This window comes from Novosphingobium profundi (genome assembly GCF_020524485.1).
In the GTDB taxonomy this organism is placed as follows: Bacteria; Pseudomonadota; Alphaproteobacteria; order Sphingomonadales; family Sphingomonadaceae; genus Novosphingobium; species Novosphingobium profundi_A.
Window position 1 is genome coordinate 106,805 of sequence record NZ_JAIVLF010000005.1, and the last position, 26,140, is coordinate 132,944.

A 26,140-nucleotide genomic window follows, 5' to 3' on the forward strand; every position below is an offset into this window, starting at 1 on the left:
CCTGTCTCATACTCCATATCCCCAGATTACCGAACCAAGTCTTAATCCGGGGTTTCCTGAGCCCCCCGGCGTGGTATCGTAGAGCGATGTCTGGAGATAGCAGGATCATATCGTTCGGCGGGGCCTCCACCGAGGACAGCGCCACGCAGGCCAAGGCCGACGACCCAACCCGGCTGCGCGATGCGCTTGCGCCCTCCAGCGATACGGAGGGCGCCCCGGCCGCTTCGGATTGGGACGATGCCTGGATCGGCAGCGGCGAAGCGACGAGCGAAAGCAGCGATGCACGGCATCCCAGAAGCTGGATCGCCCCGGCCCTGGCGGGCTTCGCTCTCCTCGCGTGGAGCGGTCTCTTCCTCGCCGCGCACTGGACCTATTTCCAGGCGGACTTCACCCTCGCCGCGGTTCCCGCCCTCATCAGCCAGTGGTGTGTCCCCCCGCTACTGATCGGCGTCATTTGGCTGCTCGCCCTTCGCCATTCCACACGTGAGGGCAAGCGCTTCGGCGACATTGCCAGCACCCTTTCGCTCGAAAGCGAGCGCCTCGAACGCCGCCTCCTCAGCGTCAATCGGGAACTGAGCCTTGCCCGCGAGTTCGTCGCGGCCCAGTCGCGCGATCTGGAATCACTGGGCCGCGTGGCGTCGGAGCGCCTGTCCGGCAACGCGCAGAGACTGCAGGAACTCATCGAAGAGAACGGCGAACGCCTCGAGACCATCGGCTCGGTCAGTACCACGGCCCTCGACAACATGGAGAAGCTGCGCGGCCAGCTTCCCGTGATCGCCAGCTCGGCCAAGGATGTGACCAGCAACATCGGCAACGCCGGGCGAACGGCGCGCTCCCAGATCGAGGACATGATCGCCGGATTCCATCGCCTGAACGAATTCGGACAGGCGAACGAACGGCAGATTGCCTCCGTGCGCACTGCAGTCGATGCAGCGCTCGCCCAGTTCGCCGGTCAGTGCGAGGATCTGGAAGTCCTTGCCCGCCAGCGCTTCGAGGCCTTGGCCGAGAAGGGACAGGAATTCCGGAGCGAGCTTGAGCGCCACGAGACCGACGCGCTCGCGGCGATCCGCACCCGCTCGGCCGCCCTGCAAAGCGAGCTTCACCAGACCCGCGAACAACTTGACGAGAGCGAGGCAGCCACCCTCACCTCGCTGCGCGCGCGTCTTTCCGCGCTTCGCGAGGAATGCGGCGTGGTCGGTCGCAGCATCACGGATGCCCAAGGCCAGGCCACCCGCACCGTTCAGGAAAGCTTCGAGACACTCAAGGCCGAGCAAGAGACCGCGCACGACCTTCTTGTCGCCGCCCACGAGACCACGCTCGATCAGCTCACCCAGCGCATCGAGGCCCTTGGAACGGATGCTGCCCGCACCGAAGACCGGATTTCTTCCGCTCAGCAGACCGTTCTCGCAACCTTTACCGACCGACTCTCCGAGGTCTGCGCGCAGGCCGACGCCGCCTTTGCACGTCTGAAGGACCGCGACGGCCAGTTCGCCAGCGAGGCGAGCGAACGCCACCAGCGCCAGCTCGAACAGGAGCGTCATGCGCTGGCCCATATCGAGCACATGCTGGTCGAACTCGACAACGCGGTGGCCGAAAGGCTCGAAGGGCATCGCCACCAGGCCGAAGCTCTGACTGAACGCGCGCGCAGCGTGACCTCGCAACTCGAACAGTTCGACGCGCGCCTTCGCTCCATCGCAACGCAAAGCGCGGATGCCGAAGGACGCCTTTCAACATCGCTGCACGGCCTGGCTGAAAACCTTGCCGCAAGCCGCGCCTCGCTTTCGGCGGCGGATGGCGACGTTGCCAAGCTGACGGACGACAGCCTGCGCCTGCTCGATCTCCTGCGCGCCAGTGCCAGCCAGGCGCAGAACGAACTGCCCCAGGCACTCAGCCATTCCGAAGAGCAACTCGGCCGGATCGACATCGCGATCAACGAGGTACGCGGCAAGCTGGCCGACTCCTCCACGAGCGGTCAGGCACTTTCCGAGACGATCCTGCAATCCGGAACGTCACTGGACAGGCTGCACCAACACCTTATCGAGGCGCAGGCCGCCATCGCCGAGGGCACCAACGATCACGCACAGCGCCTGGAGCACCTCCAGCGCAGCCTGACCGAGATCGAAAGCACGTTGCTTCAGAACGCCGATCATGCGCGCGGGGAATTGACGCAGGCAATTTCCGATTTGCGCCAGAATCTCAACGAGGCGATCTCCGACATCGAAACCAACGCGCCCGCCCGCATCGAGAACGTCACACAGACGCTGGGTGAGGAAAGCGGCAAGGCCATCGACAAGGCCATGCGGACCACCGCGGCCGAAATTTCGGGACAGCTCGAGCAGGCCGTGGCCCATGCAACGGGTGTCAGCCGCGAGGCCACGGTCCAGCTGCGCGAGCAGATGGAAAAGGTCACCGAACTGGTCGGGAACCTGGAAGCACGGCTCGACGAAGCCCGCGAACGGGCAAGCGAGCAGGTCAACAACGACTTTGCCCGCCGCGCCGCACTCATCACGGAATCTCTCAACTCCAACGCCATCGACATCGCCGCCGCCATGTCAAGCGAGGTCTCCGACACGGCCTGGGCCTCCTATCTGCGCGGTGATCGCGGTATTTTCACACGCCGCGCCGTCACCCTTATCGATTCGAGTGAAGCCAAGGCGATCCAGCAGGCCTTCGAAAGCGACGACGCCTTTCGTGAGCACGTGAGCCGGTACATCCACGACTTCGAATCGCTCCTTCGCCAGGTCCTCTCGACCCGCGATGGCAATGCTATGGGGGTGACGCTGCTCTCTTCGGACATGGGTAAGCTCTACGTAGCCCTCGCCCAAGCGATTGAACGCCTGCGCAACTGAGCAGGCAAAAGCCGCGGCCGCGATCAGGCCGCGGCTTATACCGACCTCAGTAGCCCAGGTCTTCGCTCGGCATCTCGCCGTAGAAGTTGAGATCCTCGCGCGTGATCCACCCATAGGACCAGTTAAGGGCGAACAGGACGCTAAGGACCGCAGCAAGGATCGTAGCCCGCAAGGCCACCTTGCCGGGACGGAAATTCACCGGCGCGGAATCTGCATGGCCTGCCTGGACCTCATGGCCTTCGACCTCGTCGGGCGTGCGCAAGCCGATCGGAAGGACAATGAAGGCGCTCAAAACCCAGAACAGACCAAAAATCGCGATCAGGGACGTCCATTGCATCGGCGTCATCGTCTCCTCTCCCGGCCGCCCGCCCTATGATGGCGGGTCGGTCGGAGGTGTTCAGTCGTTACCCAGGATCAGCACCTGAACCTGCGGCTTCTTCCCCGACCAGCGCGTCGCCGCGCGGCGGGTCGCAAGGCGCACCGCCTCATGGCGGTCCTCAGGGGTTGCCTTGCGCGTGCGCTGCAAAGCCTTGGCGACGTCTTCCTCCGCCTCAGCCACGAAATCGGTGTAGTCCTCATCGAGCGGCAAGCCAACGGCACTGACCTTGACCTTTCCATCCAGTGTCGCAGCCACCGAGACCACGCCCTGGTAGGAAATGCGCCGACGCATCGCCATCGCTTCGCCATCAGCGGGCGCAATGATGTCGCCATCGAGGATCAGGCGTCCGGAATGCACTTCACCGAACTTGCCCGGATGCCCGGGAGCCAGGCGGACAAGGTCGCCATTCTTTTGGAACACGGCCTTGGGAATTCCGCAAGACCGGCCAAAGGCAGCCTGTTCCTTCATGTGGCGCACTTCACCATGCACCGGCATCAGGACCTCGGGCCGGATCCAGCTGTACAAGGCTTCGAGTTCAGGACGGCCCGGATGTCCCGACACGTGGATCATGCTTTGACGATCCGTGACGACCTTGACACCGGCCTCGGCCAGTCGGTTCTGGATCCGACCGATAGGGATTTCGTTGCCTGGGATCTGACGGCTCGAAAAGAGGACGACATCACCCTTGTCGAGCTTGATAGCATGGTTGCCATCAGCGATGCGGGCCAGCGCTGCGCGCGCCTCGCCCTGCCCACCCGTGGCCACGATCAGGACGTCGTCGCGCGGCAGGTCCATGGCCTCATCCGCATCGATAACCTCAGGAAAATCAGGAAGATAGCCACAAGACTTGGCAACCCCGATGATCCTGTCAAGTGAGCGCCCCGCGACACAGAGCTGGCGCCCCGTCTTGACGGCAATCGCGCCCAAGGTCTGGAGGCGCGCCACATTGGAGGCGAACGTCGTAACCAGGACCCGTCGCCCTTCGTGCCGCGAAACTTCCTGGAGCAGGCCCTCGTAAACAGCGCCTTCGGAACCGGAAGCCTTGGGGTTAAACACGTTGGTGGAATCGCAAACGAGGGCAAGTACGCCCTCCTCGCCAATCGCGCGCAGCTCTTCCTCGGTCGCAGGCACACCAACCTGAGGGGCTTCGTCCAGCTTCCAGTCGCCCGTGTGGAAGATGCGGCCATAGGGCGTATCGATCACGAGCGCGTTGCCTTCGGCAATCGAGTGGGCGAGCGGTACATAGCGGATGCCGAAAGGCCCCAGGTCGAAGGGCTCCTCGTCCTGGACCACGATCAATTCGACTTCGCCCGCAATTCCTGCCTCTTCCAGCTTCGCCGCGACCAGTTTGGCCGTGAAAGGCGTTGCGTAGATGGGAACACCAAGATCCTGTGCGAAATAGGGCACCGCACCGATATGATCCTCGTGCGCGTGGGTCAGCACGATGCCCAGCAGGTTCTCCCGCTCGGACTCAATGAACTCCAGATCCGCAAAGACAAGATCGACCCCCGGATATTCATTCATGCCAAAGGTCATGCCCAGATCGACCATCAGCCACTTGCCCTGACACCCGTAGAGATTGACGTTCATGCCAATCTCCCCCGAGCCGCCGAGGGCACAAAAGATCAGTTCCTTACCCGGTATCACTTGGTCGATGCTCTCTCTGCAAGAATGGCCAGCCCCTCGAGCGTCAGATTCGCTTCGACGGCGTCAAAAATGTCGGTTGCCTTGTCGAACAGCACCGCGAGGCCTCCGGTCGCGATGACCTTCGCCGGACGGCCAATCTGACGCTGCATACGTGCGATCAGACCTTCCATCATCGCAACGTAGCCCCAGAATACGCCGATCAGCATCTGATCCTCAGTATTGCGACCGATGACCGACGTCGAGCTGGGTACGGCAATGCCGATGCGCGGCAATTTGGCGGTATTGCCTACAAGCGCATCGAGGGACAAGTTAATGCCAGGCGCGATGATACCGCCCTTGTAGGCACCATTGAAATCGACCGCATCGAAGGTTGTCGCCGTCCCGAAGTCGACGACAATGAGGTCTCCTTCGTACTTGGCATGGGCCCCGATCGCGTTGACCGCACGGTCGGCACCCAGCGTGCGGGGCTCATCCACGTCGATCTCGATGTCGTAAGTAGCGTTGCCGACGCCCGCTACGAGAGGCTCGACATCGAAATAATGGCGGCACAGCACTTCGAGATTGTGCAGCGCGCGCGGCACCACGGTCGAAATGATGATGCTGTCGATGGCACCCCGATCCACCTTATGAATGTCGAGCAACTGCATCAGCCAGACGGCGTATTCATCGCCCGTCCGGCGCGCATCCGAAGCAATCCGCCACCTTGCGCGTACCTCGGAGCCCTCGAACAGCGCAAACACGACATTCGTGTTCCCGGCATCAATCGCAAGCAGCATGAAAGGCAACCTCTAACTCAACCCGGGATATCGGGTAGAAACACATCGCCGGCGTGGATCTCACGAACAGTCTCATCCGCGCATCGCAGCCGAAGGCTCCCTTCCGGCGACAGCCCAGCAAAACGCCCCGACACAGGCTCTTCCCCGGGAGGATGAACGCGAAGGACCGTCCCCTCTGGATGGGCCACAGTCTGCCAGCGCCGCAGCACCGGAGCAAGCCCTGCCCCCCGCCAGCGCTCCAGTTCGAGGCTGAAAGCCCCCTGAAGGCGCTCGGCAAAGGCGTCACGATCAACCGTCACGCCCAGATCACGCAAACTCGTTGCGGGCCTATCGGGCAAATCCGGAGCCGAGCATAAGTTCACCCCTACACCAACAACAACGCGTCCCTGGATCATTTCCAGGAGAACGCCGGCCAGCTTGGCACCGTTGAGCAGGAGATCGTTGGGCCACTTGATGACAAGACCATCACGGGAAGGCAGAAAGCCGCCCACGGCTTCGTGAACGGCTAACGCAACGACAAACGCCAGTGTCGACGGAGCGGGCTGGCCGGAGCCCCAATGGACCACTGTCGAGCCCATGAAATTGCCCGAGCCATCGAACCAGTCGCGACCCAAGCGGCCCCTTCCCTGCGACTGGCGGTCCGTAACCAGCCAGTCGCCTTCGGGAGGGTAATCGCCCCGCTTCAACCGGTCGACCAAATCGAAGTTGGTCGAACCGGTTTCCTCAATATACCGGATCAAGACAGATCCGGATCAGAGAGCGGCGAACAAAGCGGTCGTCGCCGTATTGGCGGTCTCGCCCAGCCACGAGGTCAGCAGGTAACCGAGCGGCGAGATGAACGCACAGGCCACCACGAGGATGAGCTTGTGCCAGATGTCGCTCTCACCCTTCACCACATCGGCAGGCTCGTCGAAGTACATGACCTTGACGACCTTGAGGTAGTAGAAGGCGCCGATCACCGAAGCTGCGATACCGATGAAGGCCAGCGCGAGCATGTCGGCCTGGACCGCAGCCTGGAAGACCACGAACTTGCCCCAGAAACCGAACAACGGCGGGATACCGGCAAGGCTGAACATCACGGTCGCCAGCGCCAGGGCGAGGCCCGGACGGGTGCGCGAAAGGCCAGCCAGCTTGGGGATGTCCTCCACGTAGTTGCCGTTCTCGTCCTTGAGCATGAGGATCGCGGTAAAACCGGCAATCGACATCGCAACATAGATGGTCACGTAGATCAGCATGCCCGAGGCACCGGCCTGCGTCGCCGTGGCAAGGCCAACAAGGATGAAGCCAACGTTGTTGATCGACGAGTAGGCCATCAGACGCTTGATGTTGCTCTGACCAATTGCGCCAAGGGCACCCACGACGATCGAAGCCAGCGCGACAAAGAGGATGATCTGCTGCCAGGCGGCTGCCTGCTCACCGAACGCATCCAGAAGAACGCGCATGATGAGACCGAGACCCGCCACCTTGGGCGCCGTCGCGAAGAAGGTGGTTACCGGGGTCGGTGCACCTTCGTAGACGTCCGGCGTCCACATGTGGAACGGCACGGCGCTGATCTTGAAGGCCAGACCCGCCAGCATGAAGACGATGCCGAACAGTGCGCCGTTCGAGAGACCTTCCGAAACGCTGGCGTTAATGCCGGCGAACGAAGTGGTCCCGGCGAAACCGTAGGTCAGGCTCATGCCGAAGAGCAGGATGCCCGAGGCCAGAGCGCCCAGCACGAAGTACTTGAGGCCCGCTTCCGCCGAACGTCCGTCGCTGCGCAGGATGGCAGCCAGAACGTAGGAGGAGAGCGACATCATCTCGAGACCGATGTAGAGCGTCAGCAGATCGGCGGCCGAGACCATCATGCCCATGCCCACAGTCGCGAAAAGCACGAGCAGCGGGAATTCGGCACGCATCGAATCGTAGCGTTCGAAGTAGCTCGGCGCGAGAACCAGCGTGACCGCGGCCGATCCGTAGATCAGGATCTTGGCGTAGCTGGCAAAGGCATCCGCGCGAAACTGGCCGAAGAAGGCCGAGGTTTCCGGCCCCATCGCCCCGCCGCAAAGGGCAGGAGCGACAAGAGCCATAGCCGCGACGAGCGTGGCGACCGACACGATCGAGATGAGGCGGCTCGCCTTGTCCCCGCCCCAGGCGGCGACAAGGAGCAGAACCAGGCCTGCGACGGTGATTGTTTCTTCAGGCGCGATCAGGCGCAGCGACTGCGACCAGTCCATCAGTGTGCCCCCCCATGCGCAGAGACTTCTTCGTGCGCAGGCTTAGGATTGCCTGCCGTCGGCTTGGCATCACCCTCCGGCGCCGCACGGGCAATCCGGGCTTCCAGCGCGGCAATGTCGGCGCGCATCGGAGCCATGAAGCTCTCAGGGTAGATGCCCATCCACAGGACCGGGATAGCAAGCGCGACAACCATCAGGATCTCACGCGCGTCCAGGTCCGGCATGGCGGCGGCATCGGCGTTCTTCTGGGGGCCAAAGACCACCCGGCGGTAAAGGTAGAGCATGTAGGCCGCACCCAGGATGATGCTGGTGGTGGAGATAAGGCCAACCCAGCTCGAGACCTGGTAGGCGCCTGCAAGGCTCAGGAATTCGCCAACGAACCCGCTGGTACCCGGCAGACCGATGGAAGCCATCGTGAACAGCAGGAAGAACAGCGCGTAACGCGGCATGTTGATGGCAAGACCGCCGTAGCGAGCGATCTCACGGGTGTGGAGACGATCATAGATGATGCCCACGCACAGGAACAGCGCACCCGACACCAGGCCGTGGCTCAGCATGACCAGCATCGATCCTTCAAGACCCTGCGCGTTGAACGCGAAGAGACCGACGGTGACGATCGCCATATGCGCGACCGACGAGTAGGCGATCAGCTTCTTCATGTCGTCCTGCACCAGCGCGATGAGCGAAGTGACGACAACCGCGGTCATGGAGAGGCCCCAGATCAGCGGCGCGAACTGCGCCGAGGCTTCCGGGAACATCGGAAGCGAGAAGCGGATGAAACCGTAGCCGCCCATCTTCAGAAGGACACCGGCCAGGATGACCGAGCCTGCCGTCGGCGCCTGAACGTGCGCTGCGGGAAGCCAGGTGTGCACCGGCCACATCGGCATCTTCACGGCAAAGCTCGCGAAGAAGGCCAGCCACAGCCAGGTCTGCGCCTGCGGATCGAAATCGTAGGCCATCAGGGTCGGGATATCGGTCGTGCCCGACACGTTCACCATCCACAGCATCGCGATCAGCATCAGTACCGAGCCGAGAAGCGTGTAGAGGAAGAACTTGTAGGACGCGTAGATACGGTCCGCACCGCCCCAGATGCCGATGATCAGATACATCGGGATCAGGCCGGCTTCAAAGAAGATGTAGAACAGGAAGAGATCCTGAGCGGCGAACACGCCGATCATGAGCATCTCGACCAGCAGGAAGGCGGCCATGTACTCGCCCACACGCTTCTCGACCGACTTCCAGCTCGCGCCGATGCAGACCGGCATGAGGAAGACGGAGAGCATGATCAGGAGGAGCGCAATGCCATCGATACCCAGGGCATACTTGAAGCCCGCGAAGAGCTCATGGCTCTCCTGGAACTGCCACTGGGCACCGCCCACATCGAAGTTAAGCCAAAGGACAACACCAAGAGCCAGATTGGCCAGGGTTGCCGCCAGCGCGAGGACACGCGCTGACTTGGCATCAAGGTAAAGACACACCAGTGCCGCCGCGAGCGGCACCAGGAGCATCAGACTGAGGATCGGAAAACCACTCATCATCTTATCCCGCGATCACCCAGCTGATGGCGCCAACAAGGCCCAGCAGCATGACAAGAGCGTAGCTGTACAGGTAGCCCGACTGGACCTTCTGCGCGTAGGTCGAACCCTTGGACACGACCCAGGCCGCGCCGTCCGGACCGAACCGGTCGATAATCCCGATATCGAGCACCTTCCAGAACAGCTTGCCGAAAGCGAAGGCGCCCTTGATGAACACGAGATTGTAAAGTTCGTCGAACATCCACTTGCGGTAGACGAAGGTGTAGACCGGACCGATCTGCTCCACGACCTTGGCGGGGAACGACGTGTTCTTGATGTAACCGTACCAGGCAATGACCAGGCCGATCAGCATCACGATAAAGGGCATGTACTTGTAGATACCCGAGACTTCATGGAGCGCGTGGATCAGGTGCTCGTGGAAGACGAGACCGCCCTGCCAGAACTCACCCGTGCCTTCACTGACAAACCAGTGCTGGAACGCGAAGCCGGCAACCACGGCGCCAACCGAGAGGATGATCAGCGGCAGAAGCATGACCAGCGGGCTCTCGTGCGGGTGGTAACCACCGGTGCCTTCGAGCGCGTGGCCGTGATCAGCGTGGCCGTGGTCGTCATGACCATGGCCGTGCGCATCATGGACGGCGTGCTGGATGTGCTCCGAACCGGCCCAACGGGGCTTGCCGAAGAAGGTGAGGAACACCAGGCGCCACGAGTAGAAGCTCGTCATGAGCGCGGCGGCGATACCCATCCAGTAGGCGAAGAGGCCCATCGAGGTGCCGCTTGCGAAAGCTGCTTCGATGATCGAGTCCTTCGAGTAGTACCCGGCAAAGCCGACACCGAAGAGACCCACGCCCGTGATGGCCAGCGTGCCCATCGTCATGGCCCAGAAGGTTACCGGGATCTTCTTGCGAAGGTCCCCGTAGAACCGCATGTCCTGCTCGTGGTGCATCGCGTGGATGACCGAACCGGCGCAAAGGAACAGCAGGGCCTTGAAGAAGGCGTGCGTGAAGAGGTGGAACATCGCCGAACCGAACGCGCCGACACCGATGGCGAAGAACATGTAGCCGAGCTGCGAGCAGGTCGAGTACGCGATCACGCGCTTGATGTCCCACTGCGTGCAGCCAACAGTTGCCGCGAAGAAGCAGGTCGCCGCGCCGATGAAGGTGATCACCGTCATCGTCGTCGCGCTGGCTTCGAACATGGGCGAGAGACGGCAGCACATGAAGACACCGGCGGTGACCATGGTCGCTGCGTGGATGAGGGCCGAGACCGGGGTCGGGCCTTCCATCGCGTCCGGGAGCCAGGTGTGGAGGCCCAGCTGCGCCGACTTACCCATCGCACCCACGAACAGAAGCAGCGTGATCACCGTCATCGTATCGGCACGCATGCCGAGGAAGCCGATGGTCGAGCCCGCCATGCCCGGAACCGCATCCAGGATCTCGGGGATCGAGACGGTACCGAAGACGATGTAGGTCGCAAAGATGCCGAGCATGAAGCCAAGGTCACCAACGCGGTTGACGACGAAGGCCTTGATGGCGGCGGCACCAGCCGAAGGCTTGCGCAGGTAGAAACCGATGAGAAGGTACGAGGCGAGGCCCACGCCTTCCCAACCGAAGAACATCTGCACCAGGTTGTCGGCCGTCACCAGCATGAGCATCATGAAGGTGAAGAGCGAGAGGTAGGCGAAGAAGCGCGGCTTGTCCGGTTCGTCGTCCATGTACCCCCACGAGTAGAGGTGCACGAGTGAGGAGACCGACGTCACGACGACCAGCATGACCGCGGTCAGCGTGTCGACGCGCAGCGCCCAGTCGAAAACGAAGCTACCCGAGGCGACCCAGTGCAGGACCGGGACCACGGTCGGCTCGGCCGAGCCGGTGAGGTAGGGGATGAAGACCGACCAGGACAGGGCGGCGGAGATGAACAGACCCACAGTCGTGATGACTTTGGCCGGCATTCCACCGAGATCCTTGTTTCCAAGGCCAGTGATGATCGCTGCCAGAAGCGGCAGGAATACGATGATCAGGATCGGGTGCAAGGCCTTATCCCTTCATCCGGTTGACGTCGTCGACGGCAATGGTGCCGCGGCCACGGAAGTAGATAACGAGGATCGCCAGACCAACTGCGGCTTCACCCGCAGCGACGGTCAGAACGAACATGGCGAAAATCTGGCCGGTCAGATCACCCAGGAAGGCGCTGAACGCAACGAGATTGATGTTCACCGCAAGCAGGATGAGTTCGATCGCCATGAGGACGATGATCACATTCTTGCGGTTGAGGAAAATGCCGAGGACACCGAGCACGAACAGGATCGAGCTCACCACGACATAGTGTTCGACGCCGATCACAGCGTAACCCCCTTGCCCACTTCGGGCTTCACGTTGACGGTCGCCTCGTCGGGACGACGCGCGTTCTGCTTGGAGATGTTCTGAACGAGAGCCTCGCCGCGCTGACGATGGGTCAGGACGATGGCGCCGATCATGGCGACAAGCAGGATGATACCGGCTGCCTCGAAGAGGAACAGGTAGCGGCTGTAGAGGAGCGCACCGATCGCGGTGGTGTTGGAGACATCCTCCGCGACGGCTGCGGTACCGTCCGGCGTGCCGAGCTCGAGCGAACCGGCGCGGTAGGCACCAATCCCGAGAACGATTTCAGCCAGAAGCACGAGCGCCACGAGCGCCCCCAGCGGGAAGTAGCGAACGAAGCCTGCACGCAGTTCGGCGAAGTCGATGTCGAGCATCATGACGACGAACAGGAACAGGACGGCGACCGCGCCCACGTAAACGATGACAAGCAGCATCGCGATGAATTCGGCACCGACCAGAACCATCAGGCCCGCCGCGTTGAAGAACGCCAGGATCAGCCAGAGGACCGAATGCACCGGGTTGCGCGAAAGGATGGTGATCGCGCCCGAGGCAACGGTCATCACCGCGAAAAGATAGAAGGCAATAACGTGAATCATGACCCCGCGAGCCCCCTAGCGATACGGCGCATCGGCTTCAAGGTTCGCGGCAATTGCCCGCTCCCACTTATCGCCGTTCGCCAAAAGCTTAGCCTTGTCATAGAGCAGTTCCTCGCGCGTTTCGGTCGCGTATTCGAAGTTCGGCCCCTCGACGATCGCATCCACAGGGCAAGCTTCCTGGCAGAAGCCGCAGTAGATGCACTTCGTCATGTCGATGTCGTAACGCGTGGTGCGGCGCGAACCGTCATCACGCGGCGCGGCTTCGATCGTGATCGCCTGTGCCGGACAGATCGCCTCGCACAGCTTGCACGCGATGCAGCGCTCCTCGCCGTTGGGATAACGGCGAAGGGCATGCTCACCACGGAAGCGGGGCGAAAGCGGGTTCTTCTCGAAGGGGTAGTTGATCGTCGCCTTCGGCTTGAAGAAGTACTTCAGCGTCAGGGTGTGGGCCTTCACGAACTCATAGAGCGTGAAGGACTTTACGAGTTGAGCGACGCTCATCAGGAATACCTCGTCAGCATCAGGTAGCCCGAGACCAGGACCACGAAGAGGAGCGAAACCGGCAGGAAGACCTTCCAGCCGAGACGCATCAGCTGGTCGTAGCGGTAGCGCGGGACGGTCGCCTTCACCCAGGAGAAGACGAAGAAGAAGAAGAAGACCTTGAGCAGGAACCAGATGAAGCCCGGGACAAGGTACAGCGGTGCCCAGTCCAGCGGCGGCAGCCAGCCACCGAAGAACAGCGTGGTGTTGAGCGCGCACATCAGGAGGACGTTCGCGTACTCACCCAGCCAGTAGGCGGCAAACGCCATCGACGAATACTCGGTCTGGTAACCGGCCACGAGCTCCGATTCCGCCTCGGTAAGGTCGAACGGAGCGCGCTGGGTTTCTGCGAGCGAGGAGATGAGGAACATCACCCACATCGGGAACAGCAGCGGGTTGAACACGAAGCCGTTGAAGATGCCGAAGACATGTCCCTGCTGCGCCTTGACGATGTCGTTCATGTTGAACGTGCCCGACCACAGGACGACGCAGATGATGATGAAGCCGATGGAGACTTCGTACGAGATCATCTGGGCCGATGCGCGCATCGCCGAGAAGAAGGGATACTTCGAGTTCGAAGCCCAACCCGCCATGATCGTGCCGTAGACACCAAGCGAGCTGATCGCGAGGATGTAGAGCAGGCCGACGTTGATGTCGGCGAGCATGGCACCCGAGTTGAACGGGATCACCGCCCAGGCCATCAGCGCGATGGTGAAGGTCACCACCGGCGCGATGAGGAAGATGCCCTTGTTCGCGGCCGAAGGAACAATGGTTTCCTGGAGGAAAACCTTGAGGCCGTCCGCAAACGACTGGAGAAGACCGAACGGGCCGACGACGTTGGGGCCACGGCGAAGCGCCATGGCAGCCCAGATCTTGCGGTCGACGTAGATGATCATCGCGACGGCCAGCATGAGCGGCAGGGCGATGAGAAGAATGCCGCAGATGGTCGCGACAAACCACGCCCAGTCATAGGTCATTCCAAGCGATTGGAAGAAAGCGGTCATTCCGCGGCCTCCGCGATCTCTTCCCCGTGAAGCAGTTCAGCCGAACACTGCTGCATCACCGCGCTGGCGCGCGCGATGGGGTTGGTCAGATAGAAGTCCTTGATCGGATAAGCGATCACACCGGAAGCGGAGCCGCCCCCGGCAGGCAGGTCATGCCCGTAGTCGGCCAGACCTTCGCTGCCAAGTGCAGGAACCTCAGCGGCCATTGCGGCGCGCAGTTCCTCGAAGTTGTCGAAGCCGACCGAGACACCGAAGGCATCGGCCATGGCCCGCAGGATCGTCCAGTCCTCACGGGCGTCGCCCGGAGCAAAGACCGCCTTGTCCGAAAGCTGAACGCGACCTTCCGTGTTGACGTAGGTGCCGTTCTTCTCGGTGTAGGCCGCGGCCGGCAGGATGACGTCGGCCGCGTGCGCGCCCTTATCGCCGTGGTGGCCGATGTAGACGACCATGGAATTCGCAAACTTCGTGAAGTCCACTTCGTCCGCCCCCAGCGCCAGCAGCACCTTGGGAGCTGCTGCGACGAGATCAGCGATGCCGCCCTTCTGTGCGTAGCCCAGCATCAGGCCGCCCATGCGGGCCGCCGAAAGGTGCAGGACGTTGAAGCCGTTCCAGGTCGAACCGTCTTCCAGCTCGCGCACGAGCTTGAGCTGGCTGGCGATCGAAAGCGATGCTTCGAGGCCACCACGGCCAAGCCCTGCCCCGCCGACGATCATCGCCGGACGCTTGGCAGCGGAAAGGGCATCCCACGCGTGCTGGGGAAGCTGGTTGAGAACCGAGAGGTCTTCGCCGAGGAACTCGCCACCGAATGTGGTTTCCCACTCCGGACCGATCAGGAAGACCTTGGCGCCGCGCTTGACCGCCTTGCGCAGACGGACGTTGACGAGCGGGGCCTCGGTACGGACCTGGCTGCCCACGATCAGGATCGCATCAGCGGTCTCGATGTCGTTGAAACCGGTATTGAAGTTGACCGCAGCCAGGCTCGAACAGTCGTAGTCCATGCCGGTCTGACGACCTTCCAGAAGCGACGAACCGAGCGCGCCGAGGAGCTTCTTGGCCGCGAACATGGTCTCGCAATCGAGCATGTCACCCGCAACAGCGGCAATCGAGTTGCCCGGATTGAGCGAGGCGATGGCCGAGAAGGCTTCCTGCCAGCTCACCGCAACCAACTTGCCGTCCTTGCGCAGGAACGGCTTGTCGAGGCGGCGCTTGGTCAGGCCATCAACCTGGTAGCGCGCCTTGTCCGAGATCCATTCCTCGTTGACGTCATCGTTGACGCGCGGAAGCACGCGAAGCACTTCGCGGCCACGGCTGTCGATGCGGATGTTCGAACCCACCGCGTCAGAGACGTCGATGCCGATCGTCTTCTTGAGTTCCCAGGGACGGGCCTCGAACGCGTAGGGACGCGAAGTCAGCGCACCGACCGGGCACAGGTCGATCACGTTGGCCGACATCTCGTGGCTGGCCGCCTTTTCGAGATAGGTCGTGATCTGCATGTTCTCGCCGCGATAGATCGCGCCGATCTCGTCCACACCGGCGATCTCCTCGGAGAAGCGCACGCAGCGGGTGCAGTGGATGCAGCGCGTCATCGTCGTCTTGATGAGCGGGCCCATGTTCTTGGTGGTGACGGCGCGCTTGCTTTCGTCATAGCGCGAACCGCCACGGCCATAGGCCACCGACTGGTCCTGCAGGTCGCACTCGCCGCCCTGGTCACAGATCGGGCAGTCGAGCGGGTGGTTGATGAGGAGGAACTCCATCACGCCTTCGCGCGCCTTCTTGACCATCTCGGAGTCCGTGCGGATCTCCTGGCCTTCGTTGGCGGGCAGCGCGCAGGAGGCCTGCGGCTTGGGCGGTCCGGGCTTCACCTCGACCAGGCACATGCGGCAGTTGCCGGCGATGCTCAGGCGCTCGTGGTAGCAGAAGCGCGGGATTTCCTTGCCGGCGAGTTCGCAGGCCTGCAGGACGGTTGCGCCCTGCGGTACCTCGATTTCTACGCCGTCTACTTTGACCTTGGGCATTACTCAGCAGCCTCCGGCATGTTTTCGGCAATCCGGCGTTCCAGCTCGGGGCGGAAATGACGGATCAGACCCTGGATCGGCCATGCAGCGGCGTCACCCAGGGCGCAGATGGTGTGGCCTTCGACCTGCTTGGTCACCTGGAACAGCATGTCGATTTCTTCGACCGACGCGTCGCCGGTGCGCAGGCGCTCCATGACGCGCCACATCCAGCCCGTGCCTTCGCGGCACGGCGTGCACTGACCGCAGCTCTCGTGCTTGTAGAAGTACGAGATGCGGCTGATGGCACGCACGATGTCGGTGGACTTGTCCATGACGATGATCGCCGCGGTACCGAGGCCCGAGCCCACGGCCTTGAGGCCGTCGTAGTCCATCGGGCAGTCGATGATGTCCTTGGCGGGCACCAGCGGAACCGACGAACCACCCGGGATCACGGCAAGGAGGTTATCCCATCCGCCGCGGATACCGCCGCAGTGCTTCTCGATCAGCTCGCGGAAGGAGATCGACATCTCCTCTTCCACGACGCAAGGCTTGTCGACGTGGCCCGAGATCTGGAACAGCTTGGTGCCGCGGTTGTTCTCGTTGCCGAAGCTGGAGAACCAGGCCGCGCCGCGCCGCATGATGGTGGGCGCAACCGCGATCGATTCCACGTTGTTCACGGTGGTCGGGCAGCCATAGAGGCCGGCACCGGCCGGGAACGGGGGCTTGAGACGGGGCTGGCCCTTCTTGCCTTCCAGGCTCTCGATCATCGCGGTTTCCTCACCGCAGATGTACGCGCCCGCACCGCGGTGGACGAAGACGTCGAAGTCGTAACCCGAACCGCAGGCGTTCTTACCGAGCAGGCCCGCCGCGTAGGCTTCCTCGCGTGCAGCGAAGAGGACCTCGGCTTCGCGGATGTATTCGCCGCGAATGTAGATGTAGGCCGCCCGCGCCCCCATCGCGAAACCGGCCACAAGCGCGCCTTCGAAGAGAAGGTGCGGGTCGTGGCGCATGATCTCGCGGTCCTTGCACGAACCGGGCTCGGATTCGTCCGCGTTGATGACCAGGAAGCTGGGCTTGGGATTGCCGGCTGCGTCCTTGGGCGGCTCCTTGGGCATGAACGACCACTTGAGGCCGGTCGGGAAGCCTGCGCCGCCGCGGCCACGAAGACCCGAAGCCTTCATTTCCTCGACGATGGCTTCCTTGCCTTTGGCGAGGATATCCTTGGTACCGTCCCAGGCGCCGCGCGCCATGGCTTCCTTCAGGTTCCAGGGCTGGAACCCGTAGAGGTTGGTGAAAATGCGATCCTTGTCGGCGAGTGCCATGACTTACCACTCCCCCCGGTAATCGTGATTTTCGGTGACCATGTCCTTGAGCGTGGTCGGACCACCGACCGGCTCGACCGTATGACGACCGGGCTCCTGCGTACCGGCCTTGGGCGTTTCGCCTGCGGCCAGTGCATCAAGCACCTTGTCGAGGCGCTCTGCGGTGAGATCCTCGTAGTTGTCGTCGTTGATCTGAACCATCGGGGCCGACGCGCAGTTACCCATGCACTCGACCTCGGTGAAAGACCAGAGGCCGTCTTCCGAAATGTGGCCGGCCTTCATCCCGCGCTTCTTGCAGGCGGAGATGAGGTCATCCGACCCACGCAGCATGCAGGGCGTCGTGCCGCAGACCTGGACGTGGAACCGACCGATCGGTGCGATGTTGTACATCGTGTAGAAGGTCGCAACCTCGACGACGCGAATGATCGGCATGTCGAGATAGGCCGCCACGTATTCCATCACCGGGATGGGCAGCCAGCCCTGCGTGTTCTCTTCGGCGCCGACCTGGCGCTGGGCGAGGTCGAGCAGCGGCATCACGGCCGAGCGCTGACGCCCTTCCGGGTACCGCGAGAGTACGTCCTTCGACTTCTCGGCATTTTCGGGCGTCCAGGCAAAATTGCCCCAGCGCGCCCGCATTTCCGGCGTATCCGGTTCGATATAGCGGTCAGCCATGCTTACCCCTGCGCTTCAGCCACTGTTCCTGGCCGAAAAAGAAAATTTCAAAACCACCGATGGCGGTCGCCAGCATGGCGACGGTCTGCGAGGGAACCCCGCCCACCGACATCACGCCGAAATAAAACGCGACGAGGCAGAGGCCCGTAAGCCCTGCCCAGACGCGCAGCATCTCAACCGAGGAGAGGTTCATCGAATGAACTCCACCCGGCTGCACTTGTCGCCCTCGAAGCTGTAGACGGCGAGAACGTCGAACGGCTCGACGAGTTCGGACCCATCGCTTGCCGGACCACGCGTGACGTGTTCGCGAAAGACGACGAAGTTCTCGGTTTCCTCGACTGAGACGATCTCGGCATGGTTCTCGGGCCACTTGACGAAGGCGGCGGCAAGGCCGGTACGCGTACCTTCCTTGCCTTCGCGCACGACCGCACCGCGGTAACCTGCCTCGCAGGCGTCGTCGGTCATGTAGGAGACGTAGAGATCGGCGTCCTTGGCGTTGTAGGCCGCGATCATCGCCTTGGCTGTTTCGAGCTTACTCACCGGTCACACTCTCCGAACACGATATCAAGGGCACCAAGAATGGCCGTGGCGTCGGGCAGCATGTGCCCCTTGCACAGGAAGTCCATCGCCTGGAGGTGGCTGAAGGCCGTCGGGCGGATCTTGCAGCGGTACGGCTTGTTGGAGCCGTCCGAGACCAGGTACACGCCGAATTCGCCCTTGGGGCTTTCCGTCGCGACGTAGACTTCGCCTGCGGGGACGTGGAAGCCCTCGGTGTAGAGCTTGAAGTGATGGATCAGCGATTCCATCGAAGTCTTCATCTCAGCGCGCTTGGGCGGACCGACCTTACGATCGGTGGTCATGATCGGGCCTTCGGGCATCTGCGCGAGGCACTGCTTCATGATCTTCGCCGACTGGCGCACTTCCTCGACGCGAACCATGAAACGGCCGTAACAGTCCGATTCCGTGGCGACCGGAACATCGAATTCCATGCGGTCGTAGACGTCGTAGGGCTGGCTCTTGCGGATATCCCACGGGATACCGGCGCCGCGGATCATCGGACCCGAGAAACCCCAGGCCAGCGCGTCCTCGCGCGAAACCTTGGCAATATCGACATTGCGCTGCTTGAAGATGCGGTTGTCGACGACGAGGCTCATCGCGTCCTCGAACAGCTCGGGCAGGCGCGTGTCGAGCCAGTCACCGATGTCGGCGAGGAGCTTGAGCGGCACGTCCTGGTGCACGCCGCCCGGACGGAACCAGGCCGAGTGCATGCGGGCACCCGAGGCGCGTTCGAAGAAGTTGAGGCAGTCCTCACGGATCTCGAACAGCCACAGGTTCGGCGTCATCGCGCCGACGTCCATGATGTGGCTGCCGATGTTCATCATGTGGTTCGAGATACGCGTCAGCTCGGCGAAGAACACGCGCAGGTACTGAGCCCGCAGCGGGACCTCGATGTTGAGCATCTTCTCGACCGCGAGAACGTAGCTGTATTCCATCCCCAGCGGCGAGCAGTAGTCGAGCCGGTCGAAATACGGCAGCGCCTGGAGATAGGTCTTGTTCTCGATCAGCTTCTCGGTGCCGCGGTGGAGAAGACCGACGTGCGGATCGACACGCTCGATGATCTCGCCGTCCAGCTCCATGACCATGCGCAGAACGCCGTGGGCCGCCGGGTGCTGGGGACCGAAGTTGATCGTGTAGTTGCTGATGACCTCGTCGCCGGTCGTGGGCGACTGCTCAAGCTGCATGCTCATGCCTTGTCTCCCTTTTCGTCCTTGGCGGGCGCCGGCGGAGATTCCTTCTTGGCAGCCTTGGCGTCGGTGTCCTTGTCGGCACCGGTATCCTTGGGGCTGTCGGTCGTCTTCTTCTCGGCGACCGGCGGCGCGTCGGCCTTCTCGTCACCGGGGAGGATGTAGTCGGAACCTTCCCAGGGGCTCATGTAGTCGAAGCTGCGGAAGTCCTGGGCCAGCTTGACCGGCTCGTAGACAACGCGCTTGTCCTCTTCGGAGTAGCGCAGTTCGACATAGCCCGTGAGCGGGAAGTCCTTGCGGAAAGGGTGCCCCTCGAAACCGTAGTCGGTGAGGATGCGGCGCAGGTCCTTGTTGCCAGCGAAGATCACGCCGTACATGTCGAAGACTTCGCGCTCGAGCCAGCCCGCGTTGGGCCACAGCGTGGTCACGGTCGGCACGGGCGTGCTTTCCGAGGCCGTGCACTTGACGAGCAGGCGGTGGTTCTTGGTCACCGAAAGCAGCATGTAGACCACCTCGAAGCGCTCGACGCGCGAGGGGTAGTCGACACCCGCCATCTCCATCATCTGCTGGTATTCGTGTTCGTCACGCAGCAGCTTGAGGGCGTTGGCGATTTCCGGGCGCGCGACAGTCAGGACGACTTCGCCGTGCTGCTCCGTGGCGGAGATCAGCATCGAACCCAGGGCGGCGCTCAGCGCTTCCACGACACCGTCGTTGGAAGCGTATTTGGGAGCGGAGTGAAGAACGGTCATGGTCGACTTCCTCTCAACGCTCGATCGTGCCGACGCGGCGGATCTTGCGCTGCAGCTGCATCACGCCATAGAGCAGTGCCTCGGCGGTCGGCGGGCAGCCCGGGACATAGATGTCGACCGGAACGATGCGGTCACAGCCACGCACGACACTATAGCTGTAGTGGTAGTATCCGCCGCCGTTGGCGCATGACCCCATCGAGATGACGTACTTCGGCTCCGACATCTGGTCGTAGACCTTGCGCAGCGCCGGGGCCATCTTGTTGCACAGCGTGCCCGCGACGATCATCACGTCGGACTGGCGCGGAGAGGCGCGCGGGGCGGCACCGAAGCGCTCCATGTCGTAACGCGGCATGTTCACGTGGATCATCTCGACCGCGCAGCAGGCAAGGCCGAAGGTCATCCACCACAGCGAACCGGTACGGGCCCACTGGAACAGTTCCTCGGTCGAGGTCACGAGGAAGCCCTTGTCGGAAACTTCCTGATTGAGATCGTTGAAAAACGCCTGGTCGGGGGCGGTCACCTGACCACTCTGGCCCGACGCCAGCGGCTGTCCGGATGCGTTGACGAGCGTGCTCATTCCCAGTCCAGAGCTCCCTTCTTCCATGCATAGGCGAGGCCAATGGCCAGTTCACCAAGGAACACCATCATCGTGCCCCAACCGGCCCAGCCGGTGAGGTCAAGCGAGACGGCCCAAGGGAACAGGAACGCGGCTTCAAGGTCGAACACGATGAAAAGGATCGCGACGAGATAGAAGCGCACGTCGAACTGGCTGCGCGGATCCTCGAATGCGGGGAAACCGCACTCGTATTCGCTCAGCTTGTCCGCATTCGGCTTGGCAGACCCCGTGAGGTGCGCCACGCCCATGGGCAGGAACACGATGATCGCGGACAGGGCGAGCGCGATCGCGAGAAAAATGAATATCGGCAGATATTGCGACAGATCAGTCAATGGTCTCTGGCCTCTTACCGGGTGGCGGCAGAGCCGCTTATGGCACCGTGTGTGGTTTCCGGGCGTTGAGCGGGTCCTTAGGCCGTCCCTCCGCACACCGCAAGGTGTCCGTCAGGATTATTCCCTTCCCGTCCATCGCACTGCAACAAAAAGACGCAAAACCGCAGGAGCTCTAGGCCCGCAGCGATCTTATCGGGTCACTTGAAGGAAACAATCTGCAATAGTGCGCACAGCAGGGTGAACTCTTTGCAAGCCAATTGCGGCACGATTCGCCTCTCTTTTCTTGAAAATCACGCACAATAAGGCTATTGCGAGGCATTTGCATTTAATGCGACATACGAAAGATCGGATTAGGGTTGTTTCCCTCGCCGGAGTCACCGCCCTCCCCGCGCCGCACCACGGACACCACCCGGGCGTTGTTGGAAGAAGCGGCGTTGAAAATGGCGCAGCGCAGCATTATCGAATGCAGACGCGATCCGCATTCAGGCAGGAAGGCTCCACGCCATGACCCAGATTTCCGCTTCCGATCCCATCGTCGTTCTTTCCTATGCACGCACCCCAATGGGCGGCCTCCAGGGCGCTCTTGCCGGGGTCGACGCCACCGAGCTCGGGGCTACTGCCGTAAAGGCCGCGGTCGAGCGCGCCGGCGTCGCGGGCGAGGATGTCGAACGCATCTACATGGGCTGCGTCCTGCCGGCCGGGCTTGGCCAGGCCCCTGCCCGCCAGGCTGCCCTGAAGGCCGGCCTGCCCAAGTCGGTCCAGGCCACGACCGTCAACAAGGTCTGCGGCTCGGGCATGCAAACCGTCATCATGGGCGCTGAGGCCCTCGCCTCGGGCTCGATCGATCTTGTCATCGCCGGCGGCATGGAGTCGATGACCAACGCCCCGTATCTCTCCAAGAAGCACCGCTCAGGCGCGCGCGCCGGGCACGACACGATCTACGACCACATGTTCCTCGACGGCCTCGAAGATGCCTACGAGGGCGCGTCGATGGGCTCGTTCGCGCAGGTTACAGCCAACGACTACCAGCTCACGCGCGAGATGCAGGATGATTATTCCATCGAGTCGTTGCGCCGCGCCAACGAGGCCATCACCACCGGCGCCTTCGCCGATGAAGTCGTCCCCGTGACGGTAAAGAGCCGCAAGGGCGACACCATCGTCGAAACGGACGAGCAGCCGCCCAAGGGCAAGCCCGACAAGATCCCGACGTTGCGCCCTGCATTCGCCAAGGACGGCACGATCACGGCCGCCTCGTCGAGCTCGATCTCGGATGGCGCGGCCGCGCTCGTACTCACTCGCAAGAGCGTTGCCGAGGCGAAGGGCCTTTCGCCGGTCGCCACCGTCGTTGCTGTGGAAGCCCACGCCCAGGAGCCCAAGGACTTCACCACCGCCCCTGTCGGCGCCATCGAGAAGCTGCTTGCAAAAACGGGATGGAGCGCCTCGGACGTCGACCTTTTCGAGGTCAACGAAGCCTTTGCCTGCGTCGCCATGTTCGCGATCAAGGACCTGGGCATTCCGCACGACAAGGTGAACGTGAACGGCGGGGCGACCGCACTTGGTCACCCCATCGGCGCTTCGGGCACGCGTATCATCGTCACCCTCATCAACGCCCTCAAGAGCCGCGGCCTCAAGAAGGGCATTGCCTCGCTGTGCATCGGCGGCGGTGAAGCCACTGCGATCGCGGTCGAACTGGCCTGATCTGCCTTAACCCAGCCTACGAAAAAGCCCCTCAGATGGTTCCCATCTGAGGGGCTTTTTCGTTACCGTACCAGCGTGCGCCTCAGGGCGTGCCAACACCCCAGAGGCTGCTTTCAGGAACCCAGCCGCGATGCCCCTGGATGTCCAGTTCACACCACCCCGCCTCGCAATCGCCAAGAAGGCCGACGACACCCGGTTCGACCTGCCACAGGACAGGCGCGGCCTCACCGCGCTCCGCGTGCATCTCGATAACGTCCTCGCCGCGCACGATGGCTCCGCGCTGGCGTGAAAGCAAAAGGTCGCGCATCCAGCCCCTGGCACCGTCCGGATCTTCCACCTGGCGCCAGGGTCCCTCGCGCCGAATGACCTTCACCGGCAGATGCAGGCGCCGGTAGACCCATTCGATACGAAAGCTGTTGCCGGGCCCCACGCGCATATTCGCTTCATCGACGTCGATGGACGCCCAGTAAGGCACCTTATCCTCGTCCGCGGCCTGCGCGAGCGAAGGAAGGATGCACGCAGCCGCCAGAGCGGCCAGGATCGAGTATTTGCGCAACATGGTTCTGACTTACTTCCCGGAACGCGGCTTCATCAAGACATCTTGAGCGCGCGACTGCACAGCGCGATAGCCTAAAGACGCCATGTCTGCATCCGATATTACCGCTCGCCCGCCGCTTCCCGCACGCCCCTCGGTCGTCGTGACACGGTGCCTCGCCCCTGCGGTCGAAGAGCGCATGCGCGAATTGTTCGATGCCGATCTCAACACGGACGACACTCCCCTTTCGCGTGAGGAACTGCGCGCGGCGATGGCGCATTGCCACGTACTCGTACCCACCGTGACCGACACGATCGACCGGGACCTTATCGAATCGGCGGGCCCCAACCTTGGCATGATCGCCAATTTCGGAGCAGGAACCGAACATATCGACCTGGCGGCAGCACGGGCCCGGGGCATTCTCGTCACGAACACCCCGGGCGTGTTCACTGATGATACCGCGGATCTGACATTCGCGCTGCTCATACTGACCATGCGGCGCTTCAAGGCCGGTGCCCAGACCCTTCAGGACGGTGCCTGGCAAGGCTGGGGGCCGACCAGCATGCTGGGCCACAGCCTGTCACGCAAGACACTGGGCATCGTCGGCATGGGCCGGATCGGACAGGCCGTAGCCCACCGCGCGCGCGCCTTTGGCATGAATATCGCCTACCACAATCGCCATCGCCTGCCCGAAGCGCTCGAGAACATGCTCTCGGCTTCCTTCGAGCCCGAGATTGAACGGCTGTTCGCCACGTCCGATGCCGTAAGCCTTCACTGCCCGTTAACCGCCGCGACGCATCACCTTGTCGACGCCGAACAGCTAGCGCGCATGAAGAGCACCGCCTGCATCATCAACACCGGCCGGGGCGGCCTGATCGATGAAGACGCACTTGTCGAAGCGCTGGAACAGGAACGGATCGCGGGCGCTGGCCTGGATGTCTTCGCGCACGAGCCCGAGGTGAGCCCCCGACTTCTTGCGGCGCCCAATCTTGTTGCCCTGCCCCACCTTGGCAGCGCGACCTTCGAAGGGCGAGAGACCGCCGGTCACAAGATCATCGCCAATATCCGCTTCTGGGTCGACGGCCATCGCCCGCCCGACCAGGTCTTGCCCGAAATCGACTGACCATCGGCGTGATCGGCGTGATCGGCGTGCGCTTGGCGTTAACCGTTCCCATGCTCTAAGTGACACCTCAATGGTGACGCACGAGTTAGACATATGAACGGGATGGGACGCACAGACGGACAGAAAGGAAAGGCCGGACACCGCCTCGCCCTTTTGGCCTGCAGCCTCCTCCTTGCCTCCATTGCCGGCCCCGCCTCAGCCCAGAGCGGAGCGCTCGATATCGCCAACACGGGCGATACGGCGTGGGTTCTGGCCGCGAGCGTTCTCGCACTCGCCGCGACGCTTCCCGGCTTCGCCCTCTTCGCCTGCGGCCAGGCGCGCGGGCGCAACCAGATCACGACTTTGTACCAGGGCATGGCCGCGGTACTCGCCAGCGCGCTTGCCTGGGCGGTCGCGGGCTACACACTTGCCTTCGGCCATACAACAGGGGGCTGGCTTGGCGCGGGAAACGCATGGATGCTGCGCGAACTCGGCAATCTGCGCGCAGGTTCAAGCGTCCCCGAGAGCGGCTTTGCCCTCTTTCAGTCAACCTCGGCCCTTCTGCCGGTCGCGATCCTGGCCGCGTTCCGATCCGGCCGCATGAATACGGGCTGGTTCATGGTTTTTGCGCCCCTGTGGTCCCTGGTCGCCTATGCTCCGCTGGCCCACGCAATCTGGGGTGGAGGATGGATCTCGGAGAAATTCTTCCCGATGGACTGGAACGGAGGCATCGTGATCGGCCTCGCCGCCGGCGTGAGCGGACTCGTCCTCGCGCTCGTGGGTGCAGAGCGCGAGCCAGTCCCCTCCCCGATGTCGCCGCTTGGCATTCTGCTCGTCCTGCTCGGAGCGGCACTTTTCCTCGTCGGGCGTGTCGCGGCAAGTGGTGGGCAGGCGCTCACCGGCAACGACGATGCCGCAGCAGCAATGCTGGCAACCCTGCTCGGGGCCGCCGCGGGGGCGATGACCTGGCTGCTTCTGGGACGTGCCACGAACCGTCCGCCAGGGCCGCTTTCACTGGCTCGCGGCATTCTTTGTGGCCTCGCCTGCATTGCGCCTGCGGCCGGCTACGTATCGCCCGGAGGAGCCATTGCGATCGGCGCGATTGGAACGACGGTCAGCTACGGGCTTGCCCGGACACTGCAAGCCAGGACCCGTCTGGGGGATGCCGGCATGCTCGCCAGCGTGTTCGCAGGGGGCGGAGCCTGCGGCAGCCTGCTTGTCGTGCCCTTCATCCAGCCTGCGCTGGGAGGCACAGGACTCCCCTCCGACACTAGCCTTATGGATCAGTTGATCGGACAGACCGCGACGCTCGCAATAGCCACGGTCTGGGTTGCAGGGGCCACGCTCGTTCTGGCCACCATGGTTTCCCTAATTCGGCCAATGCGCCCGTCGCAAGAGCGCATCGAACAGGGCCTCGACGTCGGGACACCAGAGGGATTCTGATAAAAAAGCCCTGCAAGATCTACATCTTGC

The 26,140-nt window shown here is 62.7% G+C and carries 25 protein-coding genes; 4 read left to right on the forward strand and 21 right to left on the reverse strand.

From position 1 onward, the window contains the following. Nucleotides 1-86 precede the first annotated feature (86 nt). Nucleotides 87-2,849 carry an ATPase gene (locus tag LC060_RS14385; RefSeq protein WP_226636741.1) on the forward strand — a complete coding sequence of 921 codons (2,763 nt, stop codon included), beginning with the start codon at nucleotides 87-89 and terminating at the stop codon, nucleotides 2,847-2,849. Nucleotides 2,850-2,895: 46 nt separating this feature from the next. Here the strand turns inward: LC060_RS14385 and LC060_RS14390 are convergent, their stop codons facing one another. The 20 genes from LC060_RS14390 to ndhC are packed head-to-tail and all read right to left on the reverse strand — an operon-like array spanning nucleotide 2,896 to nucleotide 21,332. Next, complete coding sequence (locus tag LC060_RS14390; RefSeq protein ID WP_226637443.1) at nucleotides 2,896-3,186, reverse strand: DUF1467 family protein; 291 nt, start codon at nucleotides 3,184-3,186, stop codon at nucleotides 2,896-2,898. A gap of 60 nt (nucleotides 3,187-3,246) precedes the next feature. Next, nucleotides 3,247-4,875 (reverse strand): ribonuclease J, encoded by a 1,629-nt coding sequence (locus tag LC060_RS14395; protein WP_226636743.1) that lies wholly within the window; start codon nucleotides 4,873-4,875, stop codon nucleotides 3,247-3,249. After that, nucleotides 4,872-5,651: a type III pantothenate kinase gene (locus LC060_RS14400; protein WP_226636745.1), complete on the reverse strand. Its 780-nt coding sequence runs from the start codon at nucleotides 5,649-5,651 to the stop codon at nucleotides 4,872-4,874. The genes LC060_RS14395 and LC060_RS14400 overlap by 4 nt, the downstream gene beginning before the upstream one ends. Nucleotides 5,652-5,668: 17 nt before the next feature. Then, the gene (locus LC060_RS14405; protein WP_226636747.1) at nucleotides 5,669-6,391 is read right to left on the reverse strand and encodes a biotin--[acetyl-CoA-carboxylase] ligase; all 723 of its coding nucleotides are present in this window, start codon (nucleotides 6,389-6,391) and stop codon (nucleotides 5,669-5,671) included. Between the two features lie 12 nt (nucleotides 6,392-6,403). Further along, nucleotides 6,404-7,867, reverse strand: coding sequence for an NADH-quinone oxidoreductase subunit NuoN (gene nuoN, locus LC060_RS14410; RefSeq protein ID WP_226636749.1), 1,464 nt, complete (start codon nucleotides 7,865-7,867; stop codon nucleotides 6,404-6,406). After that, complete coding sequence (locus LC060_RS14415; protein ID WP_226636751.1) at nucleotides 7,867-9,402, reverse strand: NADH-quinone oxidoreductase subunit M; 1,536 nt, start codon at nucleotides 9,400-9,402, stop codon at nucleotides 7,867-7,869. Before LC060_RS14415 ends, nuoN begins: the two co-directional genes overlap by 1 nt. Nucleotides 9,403-9,406: 4 nt before the next feature. After that, nucleotides 9,407-11,434, reverse strand: a complete 2,028-nt coding sequence (gene nuoL / locus LC060_RS14420; protein WP_226636753.1) for an NADH-quinone oxidoreductase subunit L — start codon at nucleotides 11,432-11,434, stop codon at nucleotides 9,407-9,409. 4 nt (nucleotides 11,435-11,438) lie between these two features. Further along, complete coding sequence (gene nuoK, locus LC060_RS14425; RefSeq protein WP_039393252.1) at nucleotides 11,439-11,744, reverse strand: NADH-quinone oxidoreductase subunit NuoK; 306 nt, start codon at nucleotides 11,742-11,744, stop codon at nucleotides 11,439-11,441. Continuing rightward, a complete protein-coding gene (locus LC060_RS14430) occupies nucleotides 11,741-12,358 on the reverse strand; it encodes an NADH-quinone oxidoreductase subunit J (RefSeq protein WP_226636755.1) in 618 nt (205 codons plus the stop codon). Before LC060_RS14430 ends, nuoK begins: the two co-directional genes overlap by 4 nt. Nucleotides 12,359-12,373: 15 nt before the next feature. After that, nucleotides 12,374-12,859 carry an NADH-quinone oxidoreductase subunit NuoI gene (nuoI, locus tag LC060_RS14435; RefSeq protein ID WP_039393248.1) on the reverse strand — a complete coding sequence of 162 codons (486 nt, stop codon included), beginning with the start codon at nucleotides 12,857-12,859 and terminating at the stop codon, nucleotides 12,374-12,376. Further along, nucleotides 12,859-13,902: an NADH-quinone oxidoreductase subunit NuoH gene (gene nuoH / locus LC060_RS14440; protein WP_039393247.1), complete on the reverse strand. Its 1,044-nt coding sequence runs from the start codon at nucleotides 13,900-13,902 to the stop codon at nucleotides 12,859-12,861. The genes nuoI and nuoH overlap by 1 nt, the downstream gene beginning before the upstream one ends. Then, nucleotides 13,899-15,917, reverse strand: a complete 2,019-nt coding sequence (gene nuoG, locus LC060_RS14445; protein ID WP_226636758.1) for an NADH-quinone oxidoreductase subunit NuoG — start codon at nucleotides 15,915-15,917, stop codon at nucleotides 13,899-13,901. Before nuoG ends, nuoH begins: the two co-directional genes overlap by 4 nt. After that, entirely contained in the window at nucleotides 15,917-17,218 is a 1,302-nt protein-coding gene (gene nuoF, locus LC060_RS14450; RefSeq protein ID WP_226636760.1) for an NADH-quinone oxidoreductase subunit NuoF, read from the reverse strand. The genes nuoG and nuoF overlap by 1 nt, the downstream gene beginning before the upstream one ends. 3 nt (nucleotides 17,219-17,221) lie before the next feature. After that, on the reverse strand, nucleotides 17,222-17,890 hold the full coding sequence (gene nuoE, locus LC060_RS14455; protein WP_226636762.1) for an NADH-quinone oxidoreductase subunit NuoE: 669 nt from the start codon (nucleotides 17,888-17,890) through the stop codon (nucleotides 17,222-17,224). Further along, nucleotides 17,883-18,083 (reverse strand): hypothetical protein, encoded by a 201-nt coding sequence (locus tag LC060_RS14460; protein WP_039393239.1) that lies wholly within the window; start codon nucleotides 18,081-18,083, stop codon nucleotides 17,883-17,885. Before LC060_RS14460 ends, nuoE begins: the two co-directional genes overlap by 8 nt. After that, a complete protein-coding gene (locus LC060_RS14465) occupies nucleotides 18,080-18,430 on the reverse strand; it encodes a nuclear transport factor 2 family protein (RefSeq protein WP_226636764.1) in 351 nt (116 codons plus the stop codon). Before LC060_RS14465 ends, LC060_RS14460 begins: the two co-directional genes overlap by 4 nt. Next, a complete protein-coding gene (locus LC060_RS14470) occupies nucleotides 18,427-19,638 on the reverse strand; it encodes an NADH-quinone oxidoreductase subunit D (RefSeq protein ID WP_226636766.1) in 1,212 nt (403 codons plus the stop codon). Before LC060_RS14470 ends, LC060_RS14465 begins: the two co-directional genes overlap by 4 nt. After that, a complete protein-coding gene (locus LC060_RS14475; protein WP_226636767.1) occupies nucleotides 19,635-20,384 on the reverse strand; it encodes an NADH-quinone oxidoreductase subunit C in 750 nt (249 codons plus the stop codon). Before LC060_RS14475 ends, LC060_RS14470 begins: the two co-directional genes overlap by 4 nt. 13 nt (nucleotides 20,385-20,397) lie before the next feature. Continuing rightward, nucleotides 20,398-20,967: a NuoB/complex I 20 kDa subunit family protein gene (locus LC060_RS14480; protein ID WP_413465128.1), complete on the reverse strand. Its 570-nt coding sequence runs from the start codon at nucleotides 20,965-20,967 to the stop codon at nucleotides 20,398-20,400. Continuing rightward, complete coding sequence (gene ndhC, locus LC060_RS14485) at nucleotides 20,958-21,332, reverse strand: NADH-quinone oxidoreductase subunit A (RefSeq protein WP_039393231.1); 375 nt, start codon at nucleotides 21,330-21,332, stop codon at nucleotides 20,958-20,960. Before ndhC ends, LC060_RS14480 begins: the two co-directional genes overlap by 10 nt. A 504-nt stretch (nucleotides 21,333-21,836) precedes the next feature. On the opposite strand from ndhC, the gene LC060_RS14490 reads away from it, so the two are divergent. Further along, complete coding sequence (locus LC060_RS14490) at nucleotides 21,837-23,030, forward strand: acetyl-CoA C-acyltransferase (protein WP_226636769.1); 1,194 nt, start codon at nucleotides 21,837-21,839, stop codon at nucleotides 23,028-23,030. 82 nt (nucleotides 23,031-23,112) lie between these two features. Here the strand turns inward: LC060_RS14490 and LC060_RS14495 are convergent, their stop codons facing one another. Next, on the reverse strand, nucleotides 23,113-23,589 hold the full coding sequence (locus LC060_RS14495; protein ID WP_226636771.1) for an SH3 domain-containing protein: 477 nt from the start codon (nucleotides 23,587-23,589) through the stop codon (nucleotides 23,113-23,115). Between the two features lie 82 nt (nucleotides 23,590-23,671). Between LC060_RS14495 and LC060_RS14500 the strand changes: the two genes are divergently transcribed. Both LC060_RS14500 and LC060_RS14505 read left to right on the forward strand, forming a co-directional pair. Continuing rightward, nucleotides 23,672-24,688, forward strand: coding sequence for a 2-hydroxyacid dehydrogenase (locus tag LC060_RS14500; RefSeq protein WP_226636772.1), 1,017 nt, complete (start codon nucleotides 23,672-23,674; stop codon nucleotides 24,686-24,688). A gap of 93 nt (nucleotides 24,689-24,781) precedes the next feature. Further along, nucleotides 24,782-26,110, forward strand: coding sequence for an ammonium transporter (locus tag LC060_RS14505; protein ID WP_226636774.1), 1,329 nt, complete (start codon nucleotides 24,782-24,784; stop codon nucleotides 26,108-26,110). Nucleotides 26,111-26,140: the final 30 nt, after the last annotated feature.

What these genes read in the sequence shown, in the direction of transcription:
- nuoH (WP_039393247.1), bottom strand. Translation starts at nt 13,902, where the DNA reads ATGACCGCTTTCTTCCAATCGCTTGGAATGACCTATGACTGGGCGTGG.
- LC060_RS14430 (WP_226636755.1), bottom strand. Translation starts at nt 12,358, where the DNA reads ATGATTCACGTTATTGCCTTCTATCTTTTCGCGGTGATGACCGTTGCC.
- nuoN (WP_226636749.1), bottom strand. Translation starts at nt 7,867, where the DNA reads ATGGACTGGTCGCAGTCGCTGCGCCTGATCGCGCCTGAAGAAACAATC.
- LC060_RS14475 (WP_226636767.1), bottom strand. Translation starts at nt 20,384, where the DNA reads ATGACCGTTCTTCACTCCGCTCCCAAATACGCTTCCAACGACGGTGTC.
- nuoG (WP_226636758.1), bottom strand. Translation starts at nt 15,917, where the DNA reads ATGCCCAAGGTCAAAGTAGACGGCGTAGAAATCGAGGTACCGCAGGGC.
- LC060_RS14500 (WP_226636772.1), top strand. Translation starts at nt 23,672, where the DNA reads ATGTCTGCATCCGATATTACCGCTCGCCCGCCGCTTCCCGCACGCCCC.
- nuoF (WP_226636760.1), bottom strand. Translation starts at nt 17,218, where the DNA reads ATGGCACTCGCCGACAAGGATCGCATTTTCACCAACCTCTACGGGTTC.
- LC060_RS14400 (WP_226636745.1), bottom strand. Translation starts at nt 5,651, where the DNA reads ATGCTGCTTGCGATTGATGCCGGGAACACGAATGTCGTGTTTGCGCTG.
- LC060_RS14460 (WP_039393239.1), bottom strand. Translation starts at nt 18,083, where the DNA reads ATGAACCTCTCCTCGGTTGAGATGCTGCGCGTCTGGGCAGGGCTTACG.
- LC060_RS14415 (WP_226636751.1), bottom strand. Translation starts at nt 9,402, where the DNA reads ATGAGTGGTTTTCCGATCCTCAGTCTGATGCTCCTGGTGCCGCTCGCG.
- LC060_RS14390 (WP_226637443.1), bottom strand. Translation starts at nt 3,186, where the DNA reads ATGCAATGGACGTCCCTGATCGCGATTTTTGGTCTGTTCTGGGTTTTG.
- nuoE (WP_226636762.1), bottom strand. Translation starts at nt 17,890, where the DNA reads ATGGCTGACCGCTATATCGAACCGGATACGCCGGAAATGCGGGCGCGC.
- LC060_RS14385 (WP_226636741.1), top strand. Translation starts at nt 87, where the DNA reads ATGTCTGGAGATAGCAGGATCATATCGTTCGGCGGGGCCTCCACCGAG.
- LC060_RS14505 (WP_226636774.1), top strand. Translation starts at nt 24,782, where the DNA reads ATGAACGGGATGGGACGCACAGACGGACAGAAAGGAAAGGCCGGACAC.
- LC060_RS14470 (WP_226636766.1), bottom strand. Translation starts at nt 19,638, where the DNA reads ATGAGCATGCAGCTTGAGCAGTCGCCCACGACCGGCGACGAGGTCATC.
- LC060_RS14495 (WP_226636771.1), bottom strand. Translation starts at nt 23,589, where the DNA reads ATGTTGCGCAAATACTCGATCCTGGCCGCTCTGGCGGCTGCGTGCATC.
- LC060_RS14490 (WP_226636769.1), top strand. Translation starts at nt 21,837, where the DNA reads ATGACCCAGATTTCCGCTTCCGATCCCATCGTCGTTCTTTCCTATGCA.
- nuoI (WP_039393248.1), bottom strand. Translation starts at nt 12,859, where the DNA reads ATGAGCGTCGCTCAACTCGTAAAGTCCTTCACGCTCTATGAGTTCGTG.